The 18,740-nt window shown below is 42.4% G+C and carries 15 protein-coding genes; 10 read left to right on the forward strand and 5 right to left on the reverse strand.

The features are described from left to right. Positions 1-34: 34 nt before the first annotated feature. Both ADH67_RS03990 and ADH67_RS03995 read left to right on the forward strand, forming a co-directional pair. Positions 35-1,687 carry an HAL/PAL/TAL family ammonia-lyase gene (locus tag ADH67_RS03990; RefSeq protein WP_066594673.1) on the forward strand — a complete coding sequence of 551 codons (1,653 nt, stop codon included), beginning with the start codon at positions 35-37 and terminating at the stop codon, positions 1,685-1,687. A 287-nt stretch (positions 1,688-1,974) separates the two neighbouring features. Further along, positions 1,975-3,654, forward strand: coding sequence for an aromatic amino acid ammonia-lyase (locus ADH67_RS03995; RefSeq protein ID WP_084081554.1), 1,680 nt, complete (start codon positions 1,975-1,977; stop codon positions 3,652-3,654). A gap of 169 nt (positions 3,655-3,823) precedes the next feature. Here ADH67_RS03995 and ADH67_RS04000 read toward each other — a convergent pair whose 3' ends face one another. The 5 genes from ADH67_RS04000 to rpmH form a co-directional block, all read right to left on the reverse strand. Next, positions 3,824-5,008 (reverse strand): multidrug effflux MFS transporter, encoded by a 1,185-nt coding sequence (locus ADH67_RS04000; RefSeq protein ID WP_066594671.1) that lies wholly within the window; start codon positions 5,006-5,008, stop codon positions 3,824-3,826. A 202-nt stretch (positions 5,009-5,210) separates the two neighbouring features. Continuing rightward, positions 5,211-6,914 (reverse strand): membrane protein insertase YidC, encoded by a 1,704-nt coding sequence (gene yidC / locus ADH67_RS04005; protein ID WP_066594669.1) that lies wholly within the window; start codon positions 6,912-6,914, stop codon positions 5,211-5,213. Beyond that, positions 6,904-7,215 (reverse strand): membrane protein insertion efficiency factor YidD, encoded by a 312-nt coding sequence (gene yidD / locus ADH67_RS04010; RefSeq protein WP_066594667.1) that lies wholly within the window; start codon positions 7,213-7,215, stop codon positions 6,904-6,906. Before yidD ends, yidC begins: the two co-directional genes overlap by 11 nt. After that, entirely contained in the window at positions 7,215-7,655 is a 441-nt protein-coding gene (locus tag ADH67_RS04015) for a ribonuclease P protein component (RefSeq protein ID WP_066594665.1), read from the reverse strand. The genes yidD and ADH67_RS04015 overlap by 1 nt, the downstream gene beginning before the upstream one ends. Positions 7,656-7,666: 11 nt before the next feature. Further along, positions 7,667-7,807 carry a 50S ribosomal protein L34 gene (gene rpmH / locus ADH67_RS04020; protein WP_066594663.1) on the reverse strand — a complete coding sequence of 47 codons (141 nt, stop codon included), beginning with the start codon at positions 7,805-7,807 and terminating at the stop codon, positions 7,667-7,669. A 480-nt stretch (positions 7,808-8,287) separates the two neighbouring features. Here rpmH and dnaA point away from each other — a divergent pair, with 480 nt between their 5' ends. The 8 genes from dnaA to ADH67_RS04060 all read left to right on the forward strand — a co-directional run bounded on the left by dnaA (position 8,288) and on the right by ADH67_RS04060 (position 18,692). After that, positions 8,288-9,667: a chromosomal replication initiator protein DnaA gene (dnaA, locus tag ADH67_RS04025; RefSeq protein WP_066594661.1), complete on the forward strand. Its 1,380-nt coding sequence runs from the start codon at positions 8,288-8,290 to the stop codon at positions 9,665-9,667. Between the two features lie 25 nt (positions 9,668-9,692). Beyond that, entirely contained in the window at positions 9,693-10,811 is a 1,119-nt protein-coding gene (gene dnaN / locus ADH67_RS04030; RefSeq protein ID WP_066594659.1) for a DNA polymerase III subunit beta, read from the forward strand. A gap of 38 nt (positions 10,812-10,849) precedes the next feature. Beyond that, on the forward strand, positions 10,850-13,465 hold the full coding sequence (locus ADH67_RS04035; RefSeq protein WP_066594657.1) for a DNA gyrase subunit B: 2,616 nt from the start codon (positions 10,850-10,852) through the stop codon (positions 13,463-13,465). 476 nt (positions 13,466-13,941) lie between these two features. Next, on the forward strand, positions 13,942-14,127 hold the full coding sequence (locus ADH67_RS13425) for a hypothetical protein (RefSeq protein WP_236578583.1): 186 nt from the start codon (positions 13,942-13,944) through the stop codon (positions 14,125-14,127). A 6-nt stretch (positions 14,128-14,133) separates the two neighbouring features. Further along, entirely contained in the window at positions 14,134-14,883 is a 750-nt protein-coding gene (locus tag ADH67_RS04040) for an ABC transporter substrate-binding protein (RefSeq protein WP_236578582.1), read from the forward strand. Positions 14,884-14,910: 27 nt separating this feature from the next. Then, positions 14,911-15,444 (forward strand): hypothetical protein, encoded by a 534-nt coding sequence (locus ADH67_RS04045; RefSeq protein WP_066594655.1) that lies wholly within the window; start codon positions 14,911-14,913, stop codon positions 15,442-15,444. Positions 15,445-16,017: 573 nt separating this feature from the next. Continuing rightward, positions 16,018-16,731 carry an NAD(P)H-dependent oxidoreductase gene (locus tag ADH67_RS04055; RefSeq protein ID WP_236578581.1) on the forward strand — a complete coding sequence of 238 codons (714 nt, stop codon included), beginning with the start codon at positions 16,018-16,020 and terminating at the stop codon, positions 16,729-16,731. 1,292 nt (positions 16,732-18,023) lie between these two features. After that, complete coding sequence (locus tag ADH67_RS04060; protein ID WP_066594648.1) at positions 18,024-18,692, forward strand: BON domain-containing protein; 669 nt, start codon at positions 18,024-18,026, stop codon at positions 18,690-18,692. The last annotated feature ends 48 nt before the right edge of the window (positions 18,693-18,740 follow it).

Here is an 18,740-nt window from a genome sequence, read left to right on the forward strand (position 1 = left end):
GAAAACACAACTAGATTAAACCAAGGAGAACTTCATGAATTTCAAGCATCTTCTTCCATTAGCATTCGGTTTTGTGCTTACCGCTCCTGCGTTTGCAGCTATGCATGTTCTTGACGGAAAAACACTGACCGTCGATGAACTTTGGGAAATCTCTAAACCAGGAGAGACAGTCTCAGTTTCTGAAGACGGCTGGAAACGAATTAAAGCCTCTTATAAAGCCCCGATTGACGCCGCAACAGACGGAAGAGACATCTACGGTTTAACAGTCAACTATGGCGCTCTTAAAGAGAAAAAAGTAGCAGGGGCCACCGTTGAAGACGAACCAAATCGTTCTGCGTCTATTAAGTTTAATGAACGTCAGATGAGAATCCAGGCTGCCGGAATGGAACCATTTTTCGACGACCGCGTCTCTAAAATGGCAATGGTTATCCGTGTCAATCAAATGGCAGCAGGCTTTACCGGCATGAGCGAAACGGCTGCAAAAGCTTACATGGAATACATTAACAATGATGTCAATCCTCTTATTCCTTCAAGAGGATCGGAAGGCGCTAATGACCTGAGCATGGCAACACATATCGGCTTAGCTCTGATGGGCGAATGGGACGTGAACTACAAGGGAAAGAGAGTTCCGGCTGCACAGGTTCGCAAAGAACTTAAGTTAGCCGATTATCATCCTTTCGGTATGGACGGTATTTCCATCCTCTCTAACAGTAATGTTGCAGAAGCACAATCCGTCGCATCCGTTAAAAAAGCTGAACACTATCTGGTCAAACTTAGCCCGGTCATGATTGCGACAAGCTTGGAAGCTTTAAACGGCAACGTCTCTCCGTACCTTTGGCATACTGTCGAAACCAAAGGCTGGCCTCAAGGACATGAAGCAGCTGAAGCCGTTCTAGCTAACCTTAAAGGCTCTTATCTCTGGCAGAAAGACAACAAGCGTTATCTTCAGGATCCTTTGAGCTTTAGATCCGCCGGCTACATTCTCGCAGCTGCACAAGAAGAACTGCGCCAGGCTAAGGATCTTCTGAATTCGGCTATAAACCATACAACCGATAACCCAATCGTCAACACAGAAGCAAAAAATGATCTTTGGTACAGCAAGGCTGAAGTTCTTGATGAAATGAGAGCCGGGAAGCCCAATGTGTTCGTAAATTCCTGCGCCAACTTTGACAACACTCAACTTGCTCTCCAGCTTGAATCATTAACTAAAGCATTGATTCAGGTAATGCATACTTCTGCTTGGAGAACGACTCAGTTAGTAGATAATCACAGAACAGGACTGCCGACCTATTTGGTTGCTAATCAGAATAAAGGCGGCGATGGCTTTGCCAATCTCGCTCAATCAATGTCCGGCCTCTATGCGGAAGCCATGGGTTTAACTAACAGTGTCCTGGGATATGGCGTACCAACATCAATCGGAATTGAAGAAACATTCTCTAACGTCAATCTCACAGCGGATCGTCTCTCCAAAGCCGTTGACGTAGGCTATGATATCTATTCTTACGAAATACTTCACAACGCTCAGGCCATGGACATGAGAAAAGAAGGAGGCAAGAAGATGGGAGAGGGCACCGGAGCATTCCTTCAGTCCTATCGTAAAGCCGTTCCTTTTGTCGATAAAGACAGAGTCTTTACACCCGATGTAAATAACGGCGTCCAATTCCTGAAATCCTTCGGCGCTAACTAAATTAATAAATAGAATCGGGAGGACGGAGAACAAGATCAAAAGACTCCCTATCAAATAGATAGGCCAGTTCCTCCCGAATCAAGAAAACAACAAAACGCCTTTTAAGCTTTAAATTTGAATTTGTGGGAACTTAGATTTTTTTTTAACCTTTTTTACTTAACCGTCTAGACGGTATATTAATTAAAATTTGAAGGCTATGGTTCGAGCCTTCCCTGGAGCTCTGCGCCTCACTGATCAGCTCTAACTTTTACGAACCACCTCAATATTCATCTTCACTGGAGATACTAATGAAGCTGCGCACTTTAAAAATGTCCTTTCTGGCTTTAGGCGTTCTCGTTGCTTTTCCAACCTGGGCTGCAACACACGTCCTAACTGGTAATGACCTTACCGTTGATACTCTTTGGGAAATGTCAAAACCCGGAGAGAAAGTCACAATTTCGCCGGAAGGCTGGGATCGCATCAACAAGTCCTACCAGGCCATCCTGGATGCAACAAAGAATGGCATTTCCGTTTATGGCGTTTCCGTTAACTTCGGTGACTTAAAACACCAGAAAGTAGTTACCGGCGACGTAGAAAAAGAACCGAATCGTTCTGCTTCTATTAAATTCAATGAACGTCAGATGAGAATTCAAGCTGCCGGTCTCAAACCATGGCTTGATAACCGTCTGGTAAAAATGAGCATGATCATTCGCTTAAACCAGATGGCTTCCGGCATTACTGGTATGACAAAAGAGGCGGCGAATGCATACATGAACTACATCAACAATGATGTCTATCCGCTTATTCCAAGCCGTGGTTCTCAAGGCGTTAATGACTTGAACTGGCCCACACACATCGGCTTGGCTCTTCAGGAAGAGTGGGACGTAATTTACAACGGTCAGCGCATGCCTTCAAAAGAAGTACATAAGATAATCGGCATGAAAAAATACGAACCGTTCGGTCTTGACGGCATTGCCATTTTGTCCAACGGCAACGTCTCCGAAGCCATTGTTATTGACTCTTTAAAGAGAGCAGAACATCTTCTGAAGATGTCTCCGGCAATCGTAGCTGCCGGCTTAGACGCTTTGAATGGGAACGTCTCTCCGTTCCTCTGGCACTCAATTGAAACAAAAGGCTGGCCGAAAGCTCATGAAGTCTCAGAAAGCATTCTTGCTCAGCTTAAAGGTTCCTACCTTTGGGATGTAAACGACAAGCGTGAACTCCAAGATCCTCTTTCTTTCAGAAGCGCACAATGGACACTGGCTGCTGCCGAACGCGCATTGGATAACCTCAAAGACATTGTCAACACATCTTTGAACCACAGCTCCACAAACCCGGCTATTGCTATTAACGGCAGAAACGATCTTTGGTACAGCCAGCTTCCTGCAGTAAAACTTCTCGCCATCGATGACAAAGGCCGCTACATTAACTCCGTTGCAAACTTCGACTACACTCAAATGGCTCTTGAAGTTGAAGCTTTGACCAAAGCGATGGCTCACGTTCTACATAACTCCGCATGGCGTATGGTTCAAATCGTTGATGATAAGAGAACTAAGATGAAAAAGTACTTAGTTGCCAAAGAGAATGTCGGCGGAGATTGTTTTGCAAACGTTGCTCAGGCTGTCTCCGGTCTTTATGCCGAAGCCATGGGCTTAACAAACAACGTTACTATCTACGGTCTTCCGACTTCCATTTACATCGACGATACATTCAATAACGTTGCTCAAACTGCCGATAGACTTCGCCAGATGACAAACGTCGGCTATGAAATCTTTGCTTTTGAATTGATGCATCACTTGCAAGGTGCTGAAATGCGTCAGAAAGAGCAAGGTTATAAGTTAGGTGAAGGTACACAAAAACTCTTGAATCAATACCGCAAGGTTGTACCTTTTGTCAGCGAAGATAGAATCTTTACAGATGACGTCAATAACTCTGTCGAATTCTTAAAGAATCTTGATCCGGGAACTGTTGCAGTTAAGGTTGAATAATTAGTTTTTCTCCTTGGGAAACGAAGGCTGAGATCCTCTTAGGATCTCGGCTTTCGTTTTTTATATCTTCCCTTAATCTTTTTCGAGAAATTATCTGCCTTCAAAACATTGACCGGTAAAAAGGTGGGATCGAAGATGCAGGATCACGCAGATCACATAAACACGGCTTTTAGTGATTGTTAGTCGTTGAAACAGGCACACCATGTTTTTTTTCACCGCCTACAAGCAGAAGCAATGTACTTAATCCCAAAGCAATAGTGCAGATGATGAAACTCGTGAAAAGGATAGTTCCCCAGCTCACAATCGGGGAGACCAGTCCTCCGAAAATAAATCCCACAGCGCCGATCACTGCAGAAGCAGCCCCTGCGTATTTACGTCCGGCATTCATCGCAGTGGCTGTCGCTCCCGTAAAAATAAAACCGCAGAAAAAGAGCATTAAAAAGATAGAAGCCTCATAGATGTACATATCTTGGTGGAAGTAGCAGATACAGAGGCCGGCGGCAGCACAAAGAAAACCGATAAGGCTTCCGATAAAACTTGCCTTTTGTGTGGTTGAGACCTTAAGCGCGAGCATCGCCCCAATAGCAATTCCAACCGCATTGAGCGCGAAGATAAGTGAAAAAGTCAGTTGAGATACACCGAAAAAGTCTTGAAGAATAAAAGGGGTAGAGGAAATATAAGCAAAAAGAGCTGCCATTGAGAGACCGAATACTGTGCTGTAAATCCCGAAGCCGGGAGCCTCATACACCAAGAGAAAACCCTTAAAAGAAGTGAGGAGCGAACCTTGAATTCTTTTTGATTTAGGCAGCGTTTCTTTAACAGGGATAACCATTGCGGTAACGACAATGCCGATTCCGAGCAAGGCATAAAAAATTCCCCTCCACCCTATGAATTTTGCGCAAAAACCACCAATAACAGGCGCTGCGACCGGTGCGATACCGTTAACTGCGCCAACAATCGCGATCATTTTGGCTAATTGTCTGCCAGAGTAAAGATCGGTTGGACACGAGCGGGAGTAGACGATAGCACCCGAACCTCCCAGGCCCTGGAGGAATCTAGCAAAAGTAAAGAATTCAATACTTTCAGAAAGACAGCAAAGAAACGTAGCGGCAATGTACAGCAACAGAGAAAGATAGAGCACAGATTTGCGCCCGTACTTATCGCTCATAGGTCCTAAAAAGAGCTGTCCCACGGCTAAACCGACCATGCAGAAGGTAAGGCCAAGCTGGACGGAAGCAGTGGAACAATCAAATACTTGTGTCATCTCCGGCAGTGCCGGTAAATACATATCGATGACAAATGGCCCAAAGGCCGAAAGTATTCCTAAAACAAAAACGAGATAGGCGGTATTCATAAGCAATTCAATTTTAAACTGACGCCAGTCTAAAGGCCGAACCTAGAAGGATACGAGTGTGCGGACTCAATATGCGAAAGAAAAAACACTTGCTTTTCAAGAAGTTTTATGAGCAAAAAAAACAAACCCCTCGCAAAAGAGGGGTCATTAATTAGAACCAAAACATTCCCGCTCTGAGAGCGGGAATGTTCTTATTCATTGGCTAGTTCGATTGTCTTTTTAGCCTGTCTCTTTCAATCTGCTTGTTTACCGCGTATTGCTGAACAATAGAGAGAATGTTGTTGACGAGCCAGTAAAGAACCAGACCGGAAGCAAAGAAGATGAACATTGCACCGAAGATGAACGGCATGAAAGCCATCATTTTTGCTTGCATTGGATCTGGAGGAGTCGGGTTCAGTTTGAACTGAATAACCATAGAAATGATCATCAGAACAGGAAGAATGAACCATGGATCCGGGGCAGCTAAGTCAGTAACCCAAAGAATCCAGGGAGCATCCCGTAACTCAACGGAGGCCAGAAGTACCCAGTACAAGGCCAAGAAGACCGGTAATTGAAGAAGAATAGGAAGACATCCGCCGACCGGATTGATCTTCTCGGTCTTATACATTTCCATCATGGCCATGTTAAGACGCTGTTTGTCGTCACCATATTTTTCTTTCAAAGCTTTCATTCTCGGAGCAAGATCTTTCATCTTGGCCATAGAACGGTAGCCTGCCAAGGAAAGCGGGTACAGAATTGCTTTAACAATACATGTCAAAAGTACGATAGCCCAACCCCAGTTTCCAACGATAGAGTGAAGGAAGGAAAGGAGCCAGTAGATAGGCTTAGCCAGGAATGTAAGCCATCCATAGTCGACAACCAAGGAAAGTCCCGGAGCAATTTGTTCCAAACGTTCCTGATCCTGCGGACCGGAATAAAGAACTGCTTCGGCAGTTGCATTTGCTCCCGGGGCAATTGCATTCATTTCAGCAATAGAACCGATAGAGTAAAGGTTATCAGCCAACTTACGTGTGTAGTTTTCTCTGTTTACACCTTGAGTCGGAACCCAAGCGGAAACGAAGTAGTGCTGAATAATTCCAATCCAACCGTTGTCAGCATTGACTTGGTAATCTCTGTCGCCGTCAGCAATGTCACCGAATGAAACTTTCTGGAATTTTTCTTTTTCCGTGTAAACAGCTGTACCGGTGTAAGCATTGACCATTGTGCTTTCGCCCTCAGGTTTATCACCGTCTCTAGTCAACTGGTAATAAACGGAAGGTTTGATTTCATGACCGGTATTATTGAATACTTGATGAGAAACCTTGATGCCATAGTGGTTGCGCTCGAAAGTATAGGTCTTAACAACTTTTACTCCGCCTGCTTCACCTTCGAATTTAACTTCAAGAGTGTTCTTACCATCTTCCAACTTCAAAGGACCTGGAACTAATTTGAACTCAGTCTTGTGAGTAGGAAAGGCACCGCCAATCAACCCTGTCTGGGCAACATAAATCTTTTTGCCCTTATCAGTAAAGAGCTCGACATCTTTGGCCGGTTCCGGCTTGTTACCAAGAATCATTCCGACCAAGCCGACATCAGTCCAAGGTACCTGCTGCTTTTCTTTTAAGAGTTGAGAACCAGCAATAACGGCCCCGTTAGGATCAATAGACAACTTCACTAAATCTGTCTCGACGGTAATCAGATCTGCTTTCTTAACAGCTGGAGCTGCTTCCTGAGGGACCACGCCGGAACCGGTTGCAGTCGGCGGAGTTACAGAAGCATTAGAGGCAGTATTAGCTGGAGCAGTCTGTTCAGTGTCCGCTCCAATTAATGATGGATGTCCGTTATAGACCTGCCAACGGTCATAAAGCATGAACGCAGACAAGCCGAATAAAATCCATAAGAGGGCTCTTTGAATGTCACTTCCCATGATTGGATTGCTCTATAGTTGATTGCAAGAACGAGGGATTATTTTTGCCGGATGTGCAATCGTTACACCAGCAATTCCATTTAAATTTTTCGGGCACTTCATCAATGCCGCCCTTAGTAAAAGGACTGCACCGAAGCAAACGGCAGACCGTCAGATAAGTACCTTTGATTGCTCCATATTTTTCCAGAGCTGTCAGTGAGTATTGAGAACAGGTAGGCAGAAACTTACAGTTGTGCCCAACCCAGGGTGAGAAAAGGAACCTGTAGGACTTCACTGCGGCAATCAGGATGGTCTTAAGCATTACGACCCGCCTTTACAACACTGAGTCACTTTGTCGTACAGGTTCTTCATTAAAAGATCTGCATCAGCACGAATTTCTTGTTTAAGAGACTTCAAAGATTGAGCCGGAAAAACGTATTTTTTCTTCAATCTCAAGTTGATGTCCAAGCCGACCTTTTTCTCTTCAGCCAACGCCTCAAAAGCAGCTGAATTACTTCTGGCCGACTCTCTCAACAGTCTCTTAACAAGATTCCTATCTACTGAGCGAACAGCAAATTTTTTTCCTACAGTAAAGCCGTACCTAACCCGAGCATGCTCGAATTTAAATAGGGCTTTCGCCTCAAACCACTCAGAGTAGCACTTTGTGGCTTCAGGAAATCTAGCCTGTAGAATTCTTAAAAATTCTGAGGAACTTTTTATCCTTTTCTCAGGCCCTAGCGACGAATCTTTCAGCTTCGTCATCTCCAGCAAAATTAGAGAGCTAAAACGTGACGTCCTTTACGACGGCGTGCAGCTAAAACCTTGCGGCCGTGACGTGTTCTGCTGCGAACCAAGAAGCCGTGTGTACGAGCACGTTTAACTTTAGAAGGTTGGTATGTACGTTTTGTTGCCATCTCAAAATCCTTTAAATGAGTTTGCTTAGTTGCGTTAAACTCAAAAATCAATTACCTGTGCATAAGAGACAGGTGTCGTAAAATAAAAGTTCAGTATTATAAGCTCCAATTGGGTAGTCAGTGTCAAATTTCTCCTTAAAAGAAATTGTTACAACAAAATACTATTGAATTTAAAATCAAAATATCTAATTTCCCCCTCTAACAATTGCACTTCATAAATGAGCTTGGAGCGCTGGGTAAAAACATACGGGGAGGCCTGTAAATACGAGCATTCTGCCCTCAAGATTTATTATGATTTTTTCTCGGCTTGTCTCAAGGCATATTCCTGTTTCGCCACAGCAATAAATTTTCCTGACAATCCGCGAGGTTTACCTCTTTAAGCACAAGAAGAAGCCATTAAATAAAGGTAAAATGTCGGATTGTCCGGGATTGTCTTTATTCTGATCCAGATTATTTATTTTCTTTTATAACCCTTTGTAAATGAAGAATATTTGGGAAAAAGTTTTAACAGAGCTTCGGGGAAGTGTCTCATCTGACATTTATGCGACCTGGTTTAAGAAGATTGCTTATCACCAGTCCCCTGAAGAAGCGGAAGGTAAGCTCACTCTGACTGTACCCTCTCAGCCTCATCTTCAATATTTGAGAAAAAACTGGGCAGACCGTCTTCAGTCTCTTGCTTCTCAAGTTGCAGGACAACCTATAACCATAAAATTTTTGGTTGCCCAAACTGCCAATCCGATCATTCCGACAGAAATCGAACTTCCTTTGTTCGATCCACCGGGTGAGGAGATTAAGCCTGAAATTTCGATCGACCAGCTGGCAGAACAGTGCGGACTTCACCGCGGACTAACCTTTGATACATTCGTTACAGGTAAAGCTAACGAAGTTGCCAGAAGCAGTGCAGAGATTGTGAGCTCCCAGCCGGGTACTCAATTCAATCCATTTTTCATTTACGGCGGAGTCGGCTTAGGCAAAACCCATCTGATGCATGCAATCGGACGCAGGATTTTAGAAAACAATCCGAAGGCAAAGATTCGCTGTGTTTCTGCTGACGTATTCGTCAGAGAGGTCGTTGATCTTTCCAGCGGAGGTACCTTTTCCGATGCAAAGATCAAGAAGTTCGATGAAACCTACAGAACTTTAGATGTTCTCCTGATGGACGACGTGCAGCTGTTGGCCAAGAAAGGGGGTACCCAGAATCACTTATTCGGTATTTTCGAAAGTCTTCTGCCAAATAATAAGCAGATCATCATGACTTGCGATACTTATGCACGTCAGCTTTCCGACTTTGACGACCGACTTATTTCAAGACTGACAAAAGGCTTGTCCGTCGGTATTGAACCGGCCGAATTTGAACTGAGAGCGGCCATCTTGTTTAAAAAGGCAAAACAGCAGGGACTGGAACTTCCCGAAGATGTGGCTTATTACATTGCCAGACGCATGAATACCAACATTCGAGAACTCGAAGGCGCGCTTAATACCGTGATCATGAATGCAAAGGTTTACAACGCTCCAATCACTGTTGAACTTGCTACACGTGCTCTTCGCGGTATGACATCTACCGGTCCGATCTCGCTGGAAAACATTCAAAAAGAAACAGCTCAGCATTTCAACATCAAGATTGCTGATATGTACTCATCTTCCAGAAAAGCGAGCATTGTCAAACCAAGAATGATTGCTATGTACTTAGCCAAGGAATTGACTCAAAAATCTCTTATGGATATCGGCAGTTCCTTCGGAGGCAGAGATCACACTACGGTATTAAATGCAGTGAGAAAGATATCTAAAGAAAGAGCTGCAGATCCGGAGCTGAATCATACCCTCCATCTCATTGAGCAATCATTGAAAAACTGGGCTTAAAAAATACTATTAAAGGAAATTAGAAATGGCAGACACTTTGATTATCAAGGGTTTTAAAGCTGAGGTCGCTAAACCAATCATGGCCGTCAGCGGAGCAGTAGAGAAGAAAAATACCATTCCAATCCTGGCAAATATTTTGATTCGCAAAACAGGGCAGAAGGTCACCTTCACCGGTTCCGATGAACAGATTGAAGTAACGTCCGATGCAGCCATCGGAGTGGGCGATGAAGATTTTGCCACTACCGTTTCTGCTGCAAAGCTCTGCGGCATTCTCTCTACTATTGCCGATGACGCAGAAGTCTCCATCTTCTACTCTGATAATCACGTCATTATCAAATCCGGAAGAACCAAGTTCGATCTGCAGACTATCGATGCCGAGCAGTATCCAATTATGAAAGAGCAGATGGAATTCCAATATTCCTTCGCTATGCCATGCATGAAGTTTAAAAACATGCTGGCAATGGTTCAGTTTGCCGCAGCCGTCAACAACGTCCGTTATTTCTTAAACGGCGTCTATGTTTCTGCTGAAAACAATATCGTACGAACAGTTGGTACTGACGGTCACAGACTCTCCTTGTTCCAAAACGAATTGGATGAGCCGTTTGCAGGAAAATGCGAAGCCATTCTTCCGAAGAAAACAGCAAGAGAGCTTCTCCGTTTGATTCCTGATACAGAAGAAATGCTCAAAATCAGCATTTCCGAAAAACAGATTAAAGTTCATTTTGCCAATATTGATATTCTTTCCAAACTGATTGAAGGCAAATATCCGGATTACGAACGTGTTATTCCGACTAAGAACGATAAAGAATTCATGGTTGACAGAGAACAGCTGATTAAGACATTGCAAAGAGTGGCAATTCTTTCTATGGACAAGGTTAGAAATGTCCGCTGGACTCTTTCCGAAGATCGTCTGGTTCTTGCCACTACAAATGCCGATATGGAAGAAGCCATCGATGAAATTGAGATCGACTACAAAGGCGAGCCAATGGAAATTATCTTCAATATTTCCTATCTCCTTGATATGTTGGCAGTAGTCAAGACAGAAAAGATCAGATTCTCTTTAAGCGGCCCGCTCAGCTCAGGGTTGGTTCGTGTTCCTGACAGCGAAAACTTCAAGTTTGTCGTCATGCCAGTCAGGATCTAATGCAGTACAAATAAATTCAGTAAGTAGGTAAAGTAGTAATGAGCGACGTAGAACAAACAAACTTAGCTGAGGCCTATGGAAGTGATTCCATTCAGGTTTTAGAGGGCCTAGAAGCGGTCAGAAAGAGGCCGGGTATGTACATTGGAGATACTTCCGACGGTACCGGTCTGCACCACTTGGTCTTCGAGGTTGTGGACAACTCCATTGACGAGGCCTTGGCAGGTTTTGCTGATTCCGTCAACGTGACAATTAATTCTGACAATTCTATTTCTGTCGTAGACAACGGGCGCGGCATTCCTACGGACGTAAAACTCGACGACAAACATGAACCGAAGAGAAGTGCTGCGGAAATTGCTTTGACCGAGCTACATGCCGGCGGTAAATTCAACCAAAACAGCTACAAAGTCTCCGGTGGCCTTCACGGTGTCGGCGTCTCCTGCGTAAACGCACTGTCCACCTGGCTTCGCCTAATTGTCCGCAGAGAAGGGAAAGAACGTTATTTGGATTTTAAGAGAGGCGTTCTTCAAGATCGCTTGATTGAAAAAGTTCAAACTGCTAACGGAGAAGTTGAAGTTTCTCCGATGCGCACTTCCGGAGAAACCGAGAGAAGAGGAACCGAAGTCTGCTTCTTACCGGATGCAGAGATTTTCGGAAAAGTTGAATTCTCTTATGAAACACTTTCTACCCGTCTAAGAGAGCTTTCTTTCTTAAATAACGGCGTGAAGATTCATCTTGCTGATATGAGAACAGGAAAAGATGAAATTTTCCAATACGCCGGCGGTGTTCAAGGCTTTGTTGAATTTATCAATCAAGGCAAGACCAAGATTCATGACAACATCTTCTACATCAACAAGTCCATCGAGATTAATCCGGGTGAAGTGATTAATGTAGAAGTCTCCATGCAGTGGACAGACAGCTATTCTGAGAATTTCTTGGCTTACACCAACAACATTCCTCAGAAAGACGGCGGTACTCACGTTAATGGTTTGAGAAGCGCAATGACAAGCGTTTTGAAGAACTACATTAACGAGATGAATCCGAACAAGAAAGAGAAGGACAAGATCGAGCTGTCCGGTGAAGACACTCGTGAAGGTCTGACTTGTGTATTGTCCGTCAAAATGCCTGAGCCGAAGTTCAGCTCTCAGACAAAAGATAAGCTTGTTTCTTCAGAGGCTAGACCGGCAGTTGAGCAAATCGTCAGAGCCGGTTTAGAAAGCTTCCTTCAAGAAAATCCGAAAGACGCCAAGATTATCTGTCAGAAGATTATTGACGCCGGACGCGCCCGCGATGCTGCAAGGAAAGCCAGAGAAAACACACGCCGAAAAGGGCTTCTCAATACTGCCGGTCTCCCGGGCAAGTTAGCTGACTGCTCTGAACGAGACCGTGCGCTCTGTGAAGTGTTCCTGGTGGAGGGAGACTCCGCCGGCGGCTCCGCCAAACAAGGACGAGACAGAAGATTCCAAGCGATTCTTCCGCTTCGAGGCAAAGTCTTAAACGTTGAGAAAGCCCGTTTAGAGAAGCTTCTCAGCAGTGAACAGATTACAACGCTGATTACTGCTTTAGGAACCGGTATCGGTGAAGATTTCAACATCAACAACCTTCGCTATAACCGCGTCATTATCATGACCGATGCGGACGTTGACGGTGCACACATCAGAACGCTTCTTTTAACGTTGTTCTACAGACAAGTTCCGCAACTGATTGAACAGGGACATATTTTCATTGCACAGCCTCCTCTCTACAAAGTTACATTGCCTCCAAGCAAACTGAGCGGTGTAGAAATTCCTAAGGGAGCCGACGAGGACGGAAACGGCGAGGATAGCGACAACGGCGTTGTTACTAAGAAAGACAAAGGCAGGGATATTAAGATCTATCTGCAAGATGATGTTCAGCTCAATACATTCTTGGTCAATCTTGGTATCAAGAACTCCGTTCTATATGTTTCTGAAGAGGCCAGAGCAGCTAATCAGCCTATCGAAGGCGAAGAGTTGAAGAAACTCTTCTTGGAATACAGCGAAGCCCAGACCGTCATCAGTCACTTCTCCAGATTTATTGATCCGACTGCTTTGGAAGCCATCGCTGCCGGTGCCTCCGTTGAGTTTTCCGATGATGAAAAAGTCAATGAATCCGTCCAAGCTTTAAGACAGAGAGTCTTTGATCCGGCTGTATCAATTTCCGTTCAGAAAGACTCTGAAGGAACACCTTACATTCTTATTCAGAGAAAGAGCTTCAATAAGATAATTGAAACCAAGATTCTTCCTTCTTTCGTTTCCACAGACGACTTCAGAAAGCTAGAAGAAGCCGGTAAGGTATTCGGCACTTTGCTGAAACCAGGTGCCTGCGTTGTCAGCAAAAAAGGCAACAAAGACAATATTCAACCGGTCCAGAACTTCAGCCAAGCCTTGACAAAAGTCTTAGAAGAAGGGCGTTCTAATTTGAAAGGTATGTCCCGATTCAAAGGGCTGGGTGAAATGAACAAAGAAGAGTTGGCTGAAACGACTTTGATGCCGGGTCACAGAAAGCTTCTTAAGGTAGAAATCTCCGATGCAATTCTTGCCGATCAGACATTTACAAAGCTGATGGGCGATGAAGTAGAACCGAGAAGAAAGTTTATTGAAGACAATGCTCTTCTTGCCGGAAATATTGATACCTAATCCGAATATTTCCTTTATAGACCCGATGCAAGCCATCGGGCTTTTTATTTGACAAAGAACCGTGTCCTCCCTCTACGGCTCTCTAAAGCCGTCTAACTAGTAACAAAATAGGAAGAAACTAAACGGAAGGCTTCTTGGCCAGGGACTAAAAAAATAAAACTATAGTGTTACATTATCCTTTGACTATTGTGTCTCATAGTACTTTAGCAACAAAGAATTTTGTCATCGGCAACAAAATTATAGAACTCATAAAATAGAGTGATTTTCTTGAAAGAAAACTGGAAACTTTATTTCAAAATCAATATATAAATCAAACAATTACAATAAAACAAATAACAAAACCTTTGGCTCAAAAAGCATTTTCTTATTTTGTATGTTAAGAAAGTGTTGATAAATGATTACAATTATCATTATCTTTTATTTTTCTTTTTCTCATTTTTGAGTCAGAAACTCGTTGATTTTCCAAGGAGAATTTCGTGAAGTTCAAGGTTCTTACGGCCTCAGCGGCTCTCTTCTTTTCTTCAATTTCTTTTGCCTCTGCACCTATCTCTGAGCTAAACATCAGTTACGTTAAACCACCATTTGTTCTTCAGCTTCTGGTATTGAAGGACCATAAGCTTTTAGAGAAGGAATTCGAAAAAGACGGCATCAAAGTCAATTAGCACAACATGGGAACGAGTCCGGAAGCTGCTCGTGCGATGGGCGCAGGCGCTCTTGATATTGCCGGAAATATGAATACAGCCGCTTTGTTGATGATTAATGCGGAAGGACTGCCAATTCGAGTAGTGACAGGTTTAGCAAGACCAACATCGAATTTTGCACTTGTCTCTAAGCCTGGTACCAACTTCTCAATCAAAGACTTAAAAGGAAAGAAAGTCGTTGGTCCTAAAGGAACATTCCTTCATCAGCTTTTAGTAGCAGCTTTAGAAAAAGAAGGTCTTACAGAAAAAGACGTTCAGTTCGTAAGTATGGGCATTCCTAAAGCTCTCAGTACAATTCTTGCAGGTCAAGCCGATGCTGCTTTGGTTGCAAGCAGTGCACTAATTAAAGCCAACAAAGCGGGTGCTCCAACCATCGTCTCTGCTGAAGGTTTAGTGCAGCCGACATTGATCATGACAACAACGGAAAAATTTGCGAAAGAACATCCGGACATCGTGGCCCGCGTAAACAAAGTCTATAAACAGGCTCTTGACTGGATGAATAAGAATCTTGAAAAAACTGCAGAAATGGGAGCCAAAGAGCACGGTATTTCTGTAGAAAATTCAAAGACGCTCATTTCAAGAAGTCACTATTTCTCTGCCATGACAGCTCAAGATGTTAAAGATCTCGAGGTCAACAAAAAGTTTTTGAAAGAAAACAACATGATGAGAAAGGATGTCGATACAGCCAACCTCATTCTTCCTGTTGCCTTTGAATAACGTTTTACTTTTTTATTGAGTACTGAAATGCAAACTGAAGAAATCAAAGTTACCGAAAATGGAAAAACAATCACCACGCTTACGTTGGAGGATTGCGAAAAATACCATGGCCTAAAAAGATGCGGCGGTCTAGCATTGTGCTTCCGTATGCTGAAAATGGCTTTAGACGAATTAGTTCCTGAAGGTGAAGTTGCTCAGAGAAATCTCATTACGTTTAAAACTGCTTTTGCCGGTCCCGGTATTACTGATTCTGCAGAAATGATCGGAAGGTGCGTTACAAGAAAACGTTTCTTAGTTCTTCCAGACGAATTTGTTGATGCTCCGGAATGCATCTTTGGAAAACTCTATTTTGAGATTGGATATGGTTCCAAAGTAATGAAAATTACGGCCAAGGAAGGAGTAATCACACCTGAATTCTTAAAGGCTGGTAGAAAGTTCTATACCGGCACTGCTAATGAAGAAGAAGCTGAGGTATGGATTGGCTTTAAAGGCAAACTTTATGATGCCGTATTGAATTCTGAAATGAAAGATATCGTTAAGACTGAAATCGTTAATATTTAAAAACGCCTAAGCTGCCATTATTGATTTGTCCGCCAGGATTCTCTCTAAGGCAGCTTTTTGTTTATCCACGGAAATTCTTTGAACTACGTAGATCTTTTAAAAATTAAGATCTCAATAAAGTAATAGTAGAAGGGAAACTATTTTCTGTGGATAATTCTAAATAATTCAATTTTTTCAAATGGTTAGAATGGTTTACTCTGTTAAAAAATCCCTGATAACTTGGTATGTGTTTTGTGGATAATTTTCTTTTTCTCTGAAGCCAAGAGATATTCACAAAGAATCAAACAACAATTCACATCTTTTTGTGGATTATTAGCAGTCAATTTTTTTGATGAAATTTTTTCCAACCACAAAGTTCTGAGTTGACTACCAAGTAATTTCCGGGAATTTCCCAGCTTTAAGTCTTCTTTCTGTTGAACTAAAATGAAGAGCGCTTTTAAAAAGCTACAGTCATGGCTAGGTAGCACTCTGTGCCTCCTTTAACGTTTCGCCGTCGTCGTGATCCTTTAATCTTCGCCTCTAGGCGTCGCGTGAATGATCCGATTCCTGAGGCAATGCTAAATGGAGCTATCTATGGTTAAGTCAACGACTCTTCTTCTTTCCATCCTCTCTGCTATTTCATTTTCGGTTCATGCTGCTGATGCCGTTTCTTCAGCGTCTATTCCGAAGCCGACAACAGAAAATAAAAGCATCGACGCAATAACATCAGCTACGATTGTTCCCGAATCTCTTCGTGTTACAGCTATTTCTACAGGATTTACTGACAGTAAAGCCAAGAAAGTTTTATTTGTTGTTGGGGATCCGCGTTTCGAGAGCTCTTTAGAAGGTTTTTTGGTTAATTCAGCTATCAATTTTTTTAAACAAAAAGGATATGAGGTTGAAGTAAGAGACTTATACAAGCTTAAATTCAATCCGGTTCTCTCTCCGGAAACCTTTTACCACGCCAAAGATGGCTTTGGTCCTACTCCACAAGACATTGTTCCTGAGCAAAAATTTGTTTCTCAAGCTGACTACATTATCTTCTGTTATCCGAATTGGCACGATAGTCCAAACGCAATAACCAAAGGTTATATGGAGAGAGTTTTTTCTAAGCAGTTCGCTTATAAGGACACTCCCAAAGGCTTAGAAGGAATGCTCAAAGGAAAAGGCATCTATACTATTATGAATGCTGGTTGGCTTGGAGGCGGCCAAGGTACAGTGGGAGATGGTATCGGAAAATTGGATAAAGTATGGGATAAGTACTTGAATGCTTATAAGGTTGTTGATGATGACACCGCAGGTTTTTGAGGAGCAACTAATATAGGACGCTTCGTCAATGACCAAAGTCCGAAGAACACCGATCCCGAGTACAAAAAACAATTGGAGATTTTGGCAAAAGTATTAGAGGCTCGCCTCAATAGAGATTTTTTCAACAACAAATAAACTCTTCTCTAAACTAAGGATAGATAACGCGATCTGACAAAGATGAAGTATCAAGAGAATCTGCGAATCGTGCTTCATTTGACGGATCGCTTGTGAACTACCGCAGACTTATGTCTGCAGCTTCAACGGAGCGTGGTTCGGCTTCTAGCGATTTTCTTACCCAAATAGCAACTCCGTTGTTATTCACTTATTTAGCTTGTTCTACGTATATTTTGTCATTTATATAATTTTTATAAGGATGTAATAGTAGACATATTCTTTTTTGTGGGTAACTTAATTTGTTTGATTATTTTCAAAGAGTTATAAATGTTGTGAGTGTTGAAATCAAACTAATAACTTGGTAGAGAGTGTGTGAATAACTCAGGCAAAAGTTTTGTAATCTTAATATCCACAAGAAAGCCAATCGTTATCCACAGATTTTTGTGGATTATTCTGGCTTCAAACAGACTATATAGAAATCAGATTTTTGGCAAGTTTCTCTTCCAGTTATTATTGTCGGCTATAAGCTATTTCTTTCCGCCTCTTTGCTACCGATGCAATACAAAATCTTAACCAGGAAGACAGGATGTATTTTGATGTATTTCTATAAAGAAAATCTTTTATTAAATCAAATAATTAATAAAATTTGAGGGTTTTGATAACTAAATAACAGCTAAAAAATTTAGCTCAAAATCTTCAGAGAGCTTCATTCTCAAGAAGCAGGAAGGAAGAAAAGAATTATTGATTAGGTCTTGTTCGAGATTTGCTCAAAGATAGTTGTCTTTTCTTTTACACATTTCGGAAGGCAGCTTCTTTATCTCCTATATATATATTATCTATTAAATAGGTATAGAAGTGTTTAAATTTTTCGTTGATAACTTATAAAATTTATTTAATAACAATAGGTTAATATGAATTTGCATTGTGGATATTTATAAGAAATCAATGTAGACGAATTGTGGATAACTTTTTAAAAGTGGACTTATCCACAAAATTTATAAGTTACTCAAATATTATCAACAAATTACTGACATAAGTTGGAAGTTTTTTTCGCCTAAATCGGTTCTTCACCACTTCCAATAATTGAAATCAGACAATCCAAAAAGGAAATAATCGAGTAAAGTTACCAAGTGTTAAGTGAATAAAATGTTTTCTACACAAAGTAAAAAAGGTTATTGATGAAAAAACTTTTAGTATTGACATGTTTAACCTCTTCTTTGGTCCTTAGCGCCTGTGCCCCAGTACTTATCGGTTCGGCTGCCGTGGGTGGAACCGCCGTTGCAGTCGATAGACGCAGCGTTGGTGACGTAACTAATGACGGAGTAATTGAAACAAAGGCTAGCGTCCAGTTGGCTCAAGCAAATTTCTCTTCCAGTCATATTACGGTTACGGCCTACGAAGGAAGAGTATTGCTGACCGGCGAAGTCGGTTCTGAAGATGACAAAGAAAAGGCCGGCGAAATCGTTAAGTCTATTAACGGTGTAACTTCCGTCTATAACGAACTGGCAGTAATGAATAACGTTCCTTTTACTACAAGAATGAACGATTCGTTAACAGCAAGTAAAGTCAGAGCAGCTCTTCTGGATAATAAGGATGTTACGTTAACTTCTCTGAAAGTAACCGTCGACCGAGGAATCGCTTATTTGATGGGAACGGTAACTCAGCGCGAGGCAGATATCATCACTGCAGTGGCCGCTAAAGTCCCGGGAGTCGTCAAAGTTGTGACTCTGATGGAAATCATTACGCCGGAAGAATTGGAGAGAAGAAAGTTAATCAAAGAGAACCCCTCCGCAGTCACCGAAAAAACGGAAGTCCAGACCGGAGCAGAAACAATTCCTATAAATTAAAATAGTGAATTGATAATAATTCTCATTTAAAATAACAAAAATTTTTGA

Source organism: Turicimonas muris, from assembly GCF_002221595.1.
GTDB classification, from domain to species: domain Bacteria; phylum Pseudomonadota; class Gammaproteobacteria; order Burkholderiales; family Burkholderiaceae_F; genus Turicimonas; species Turicimonas muris.

Bases quoted from the DNA above. Each gene is read 5' to 3' on its own strand.
- ADH67_RS04035 (WP_066594657.1), top strand. From the start codon at position 10,850: ATGAGCGACGTAGAACAAACAAACTTAGCTGAGGCCTATGGAAGTGAT.
- ADH67_RS04040 (WP_236578582.1), top strand. From the start codon at position 14,134: ATGGGAACGAGTCCGGAAGCTGCTCGTGCGATGGGCGCAGGCGCTCTT.
- yidC (WP_066594669.1), bottom strand. From the start codon at position 6,914: ATGGGAAGTGACATTCAAAGAGCCCTCTTATGGATTTTATTCGGCTTG.
- yidD (WP_066594667.1), bottom strand. From the start codon at position 7,215: ATGCTTAAGACCATCCTGATTGCCGCAGTGAAGTCCTACAGGTTCCTT.
- dnaA (WP_066594661.1), top strand. From the start codon at position 8,288: ATGAAGAATATTTGGGAAAAAGTTTTAACAGAGCTTCGGGGAAGTGTC.
- ADH67_RS04015 (WP_066594665.1), bottom strand. From the start codon at position 7,655: ATGACGAAGCTGAAAGATTCGTCGCTAGGGCCTGAGAAAAGGATAAAA.
- ADH67_RS03995 (WP_084081554.1), top strand. From the start codon at position 1,975: ATGAAGCTGCGCACTTTAAAAATGTCCTTTCTGGCTTTAGGCGTTCTC.
- ADH67_RS04055 (WP_236578581.1), top strand. From the start codon at position 16,018: ATGGTTAAGTCAACGACTCTTCTTCTTTCCATCCTCTCTGCTATTTCA.
- ADH67_RS03990 (WP_066594673.1), top strand. From the start codon at position 35: ATGAATTTCAAGCATCTTCTTCCATTAGCATTCGGTTTTGTGCTTACC.
- ADH67_RS04000 (WP_066594671.1), bottom strand. From the start codon at position 5,008: ATGAATACCGCCTATCTCGTTTTTGTTTTAGGAATACTTTCGGCCTTT.
- dnaN (WP_066594659.1), top strand. From the start codon at position 9,693: ATGGCAGACACTTTGATTATCAAGGGTTTTAAAGCTGAGGTCGCTAAA.
- ADH67_RS04045 (WP_066594655.1), top strand. From the start codon at position 14,911: ATGCAAACTGAAGAAATCAAAGTTACCGAAAATGGAAAAACAATCACC.
- ADH67_RS04060 (WP_066594648.1), top strand. From the start codon at position 18,024: ATGAAAAAACTTTTAGTATTGACATGTTTAACCTCTTCTTTGGTCCTT.
- rpmH (WP_066594663.1), bottom strand. From the start codon at position 7,807: ATGGCAACAAAACGTACATACCAACCTTCTAAAGTTAAACGTGCTCGT.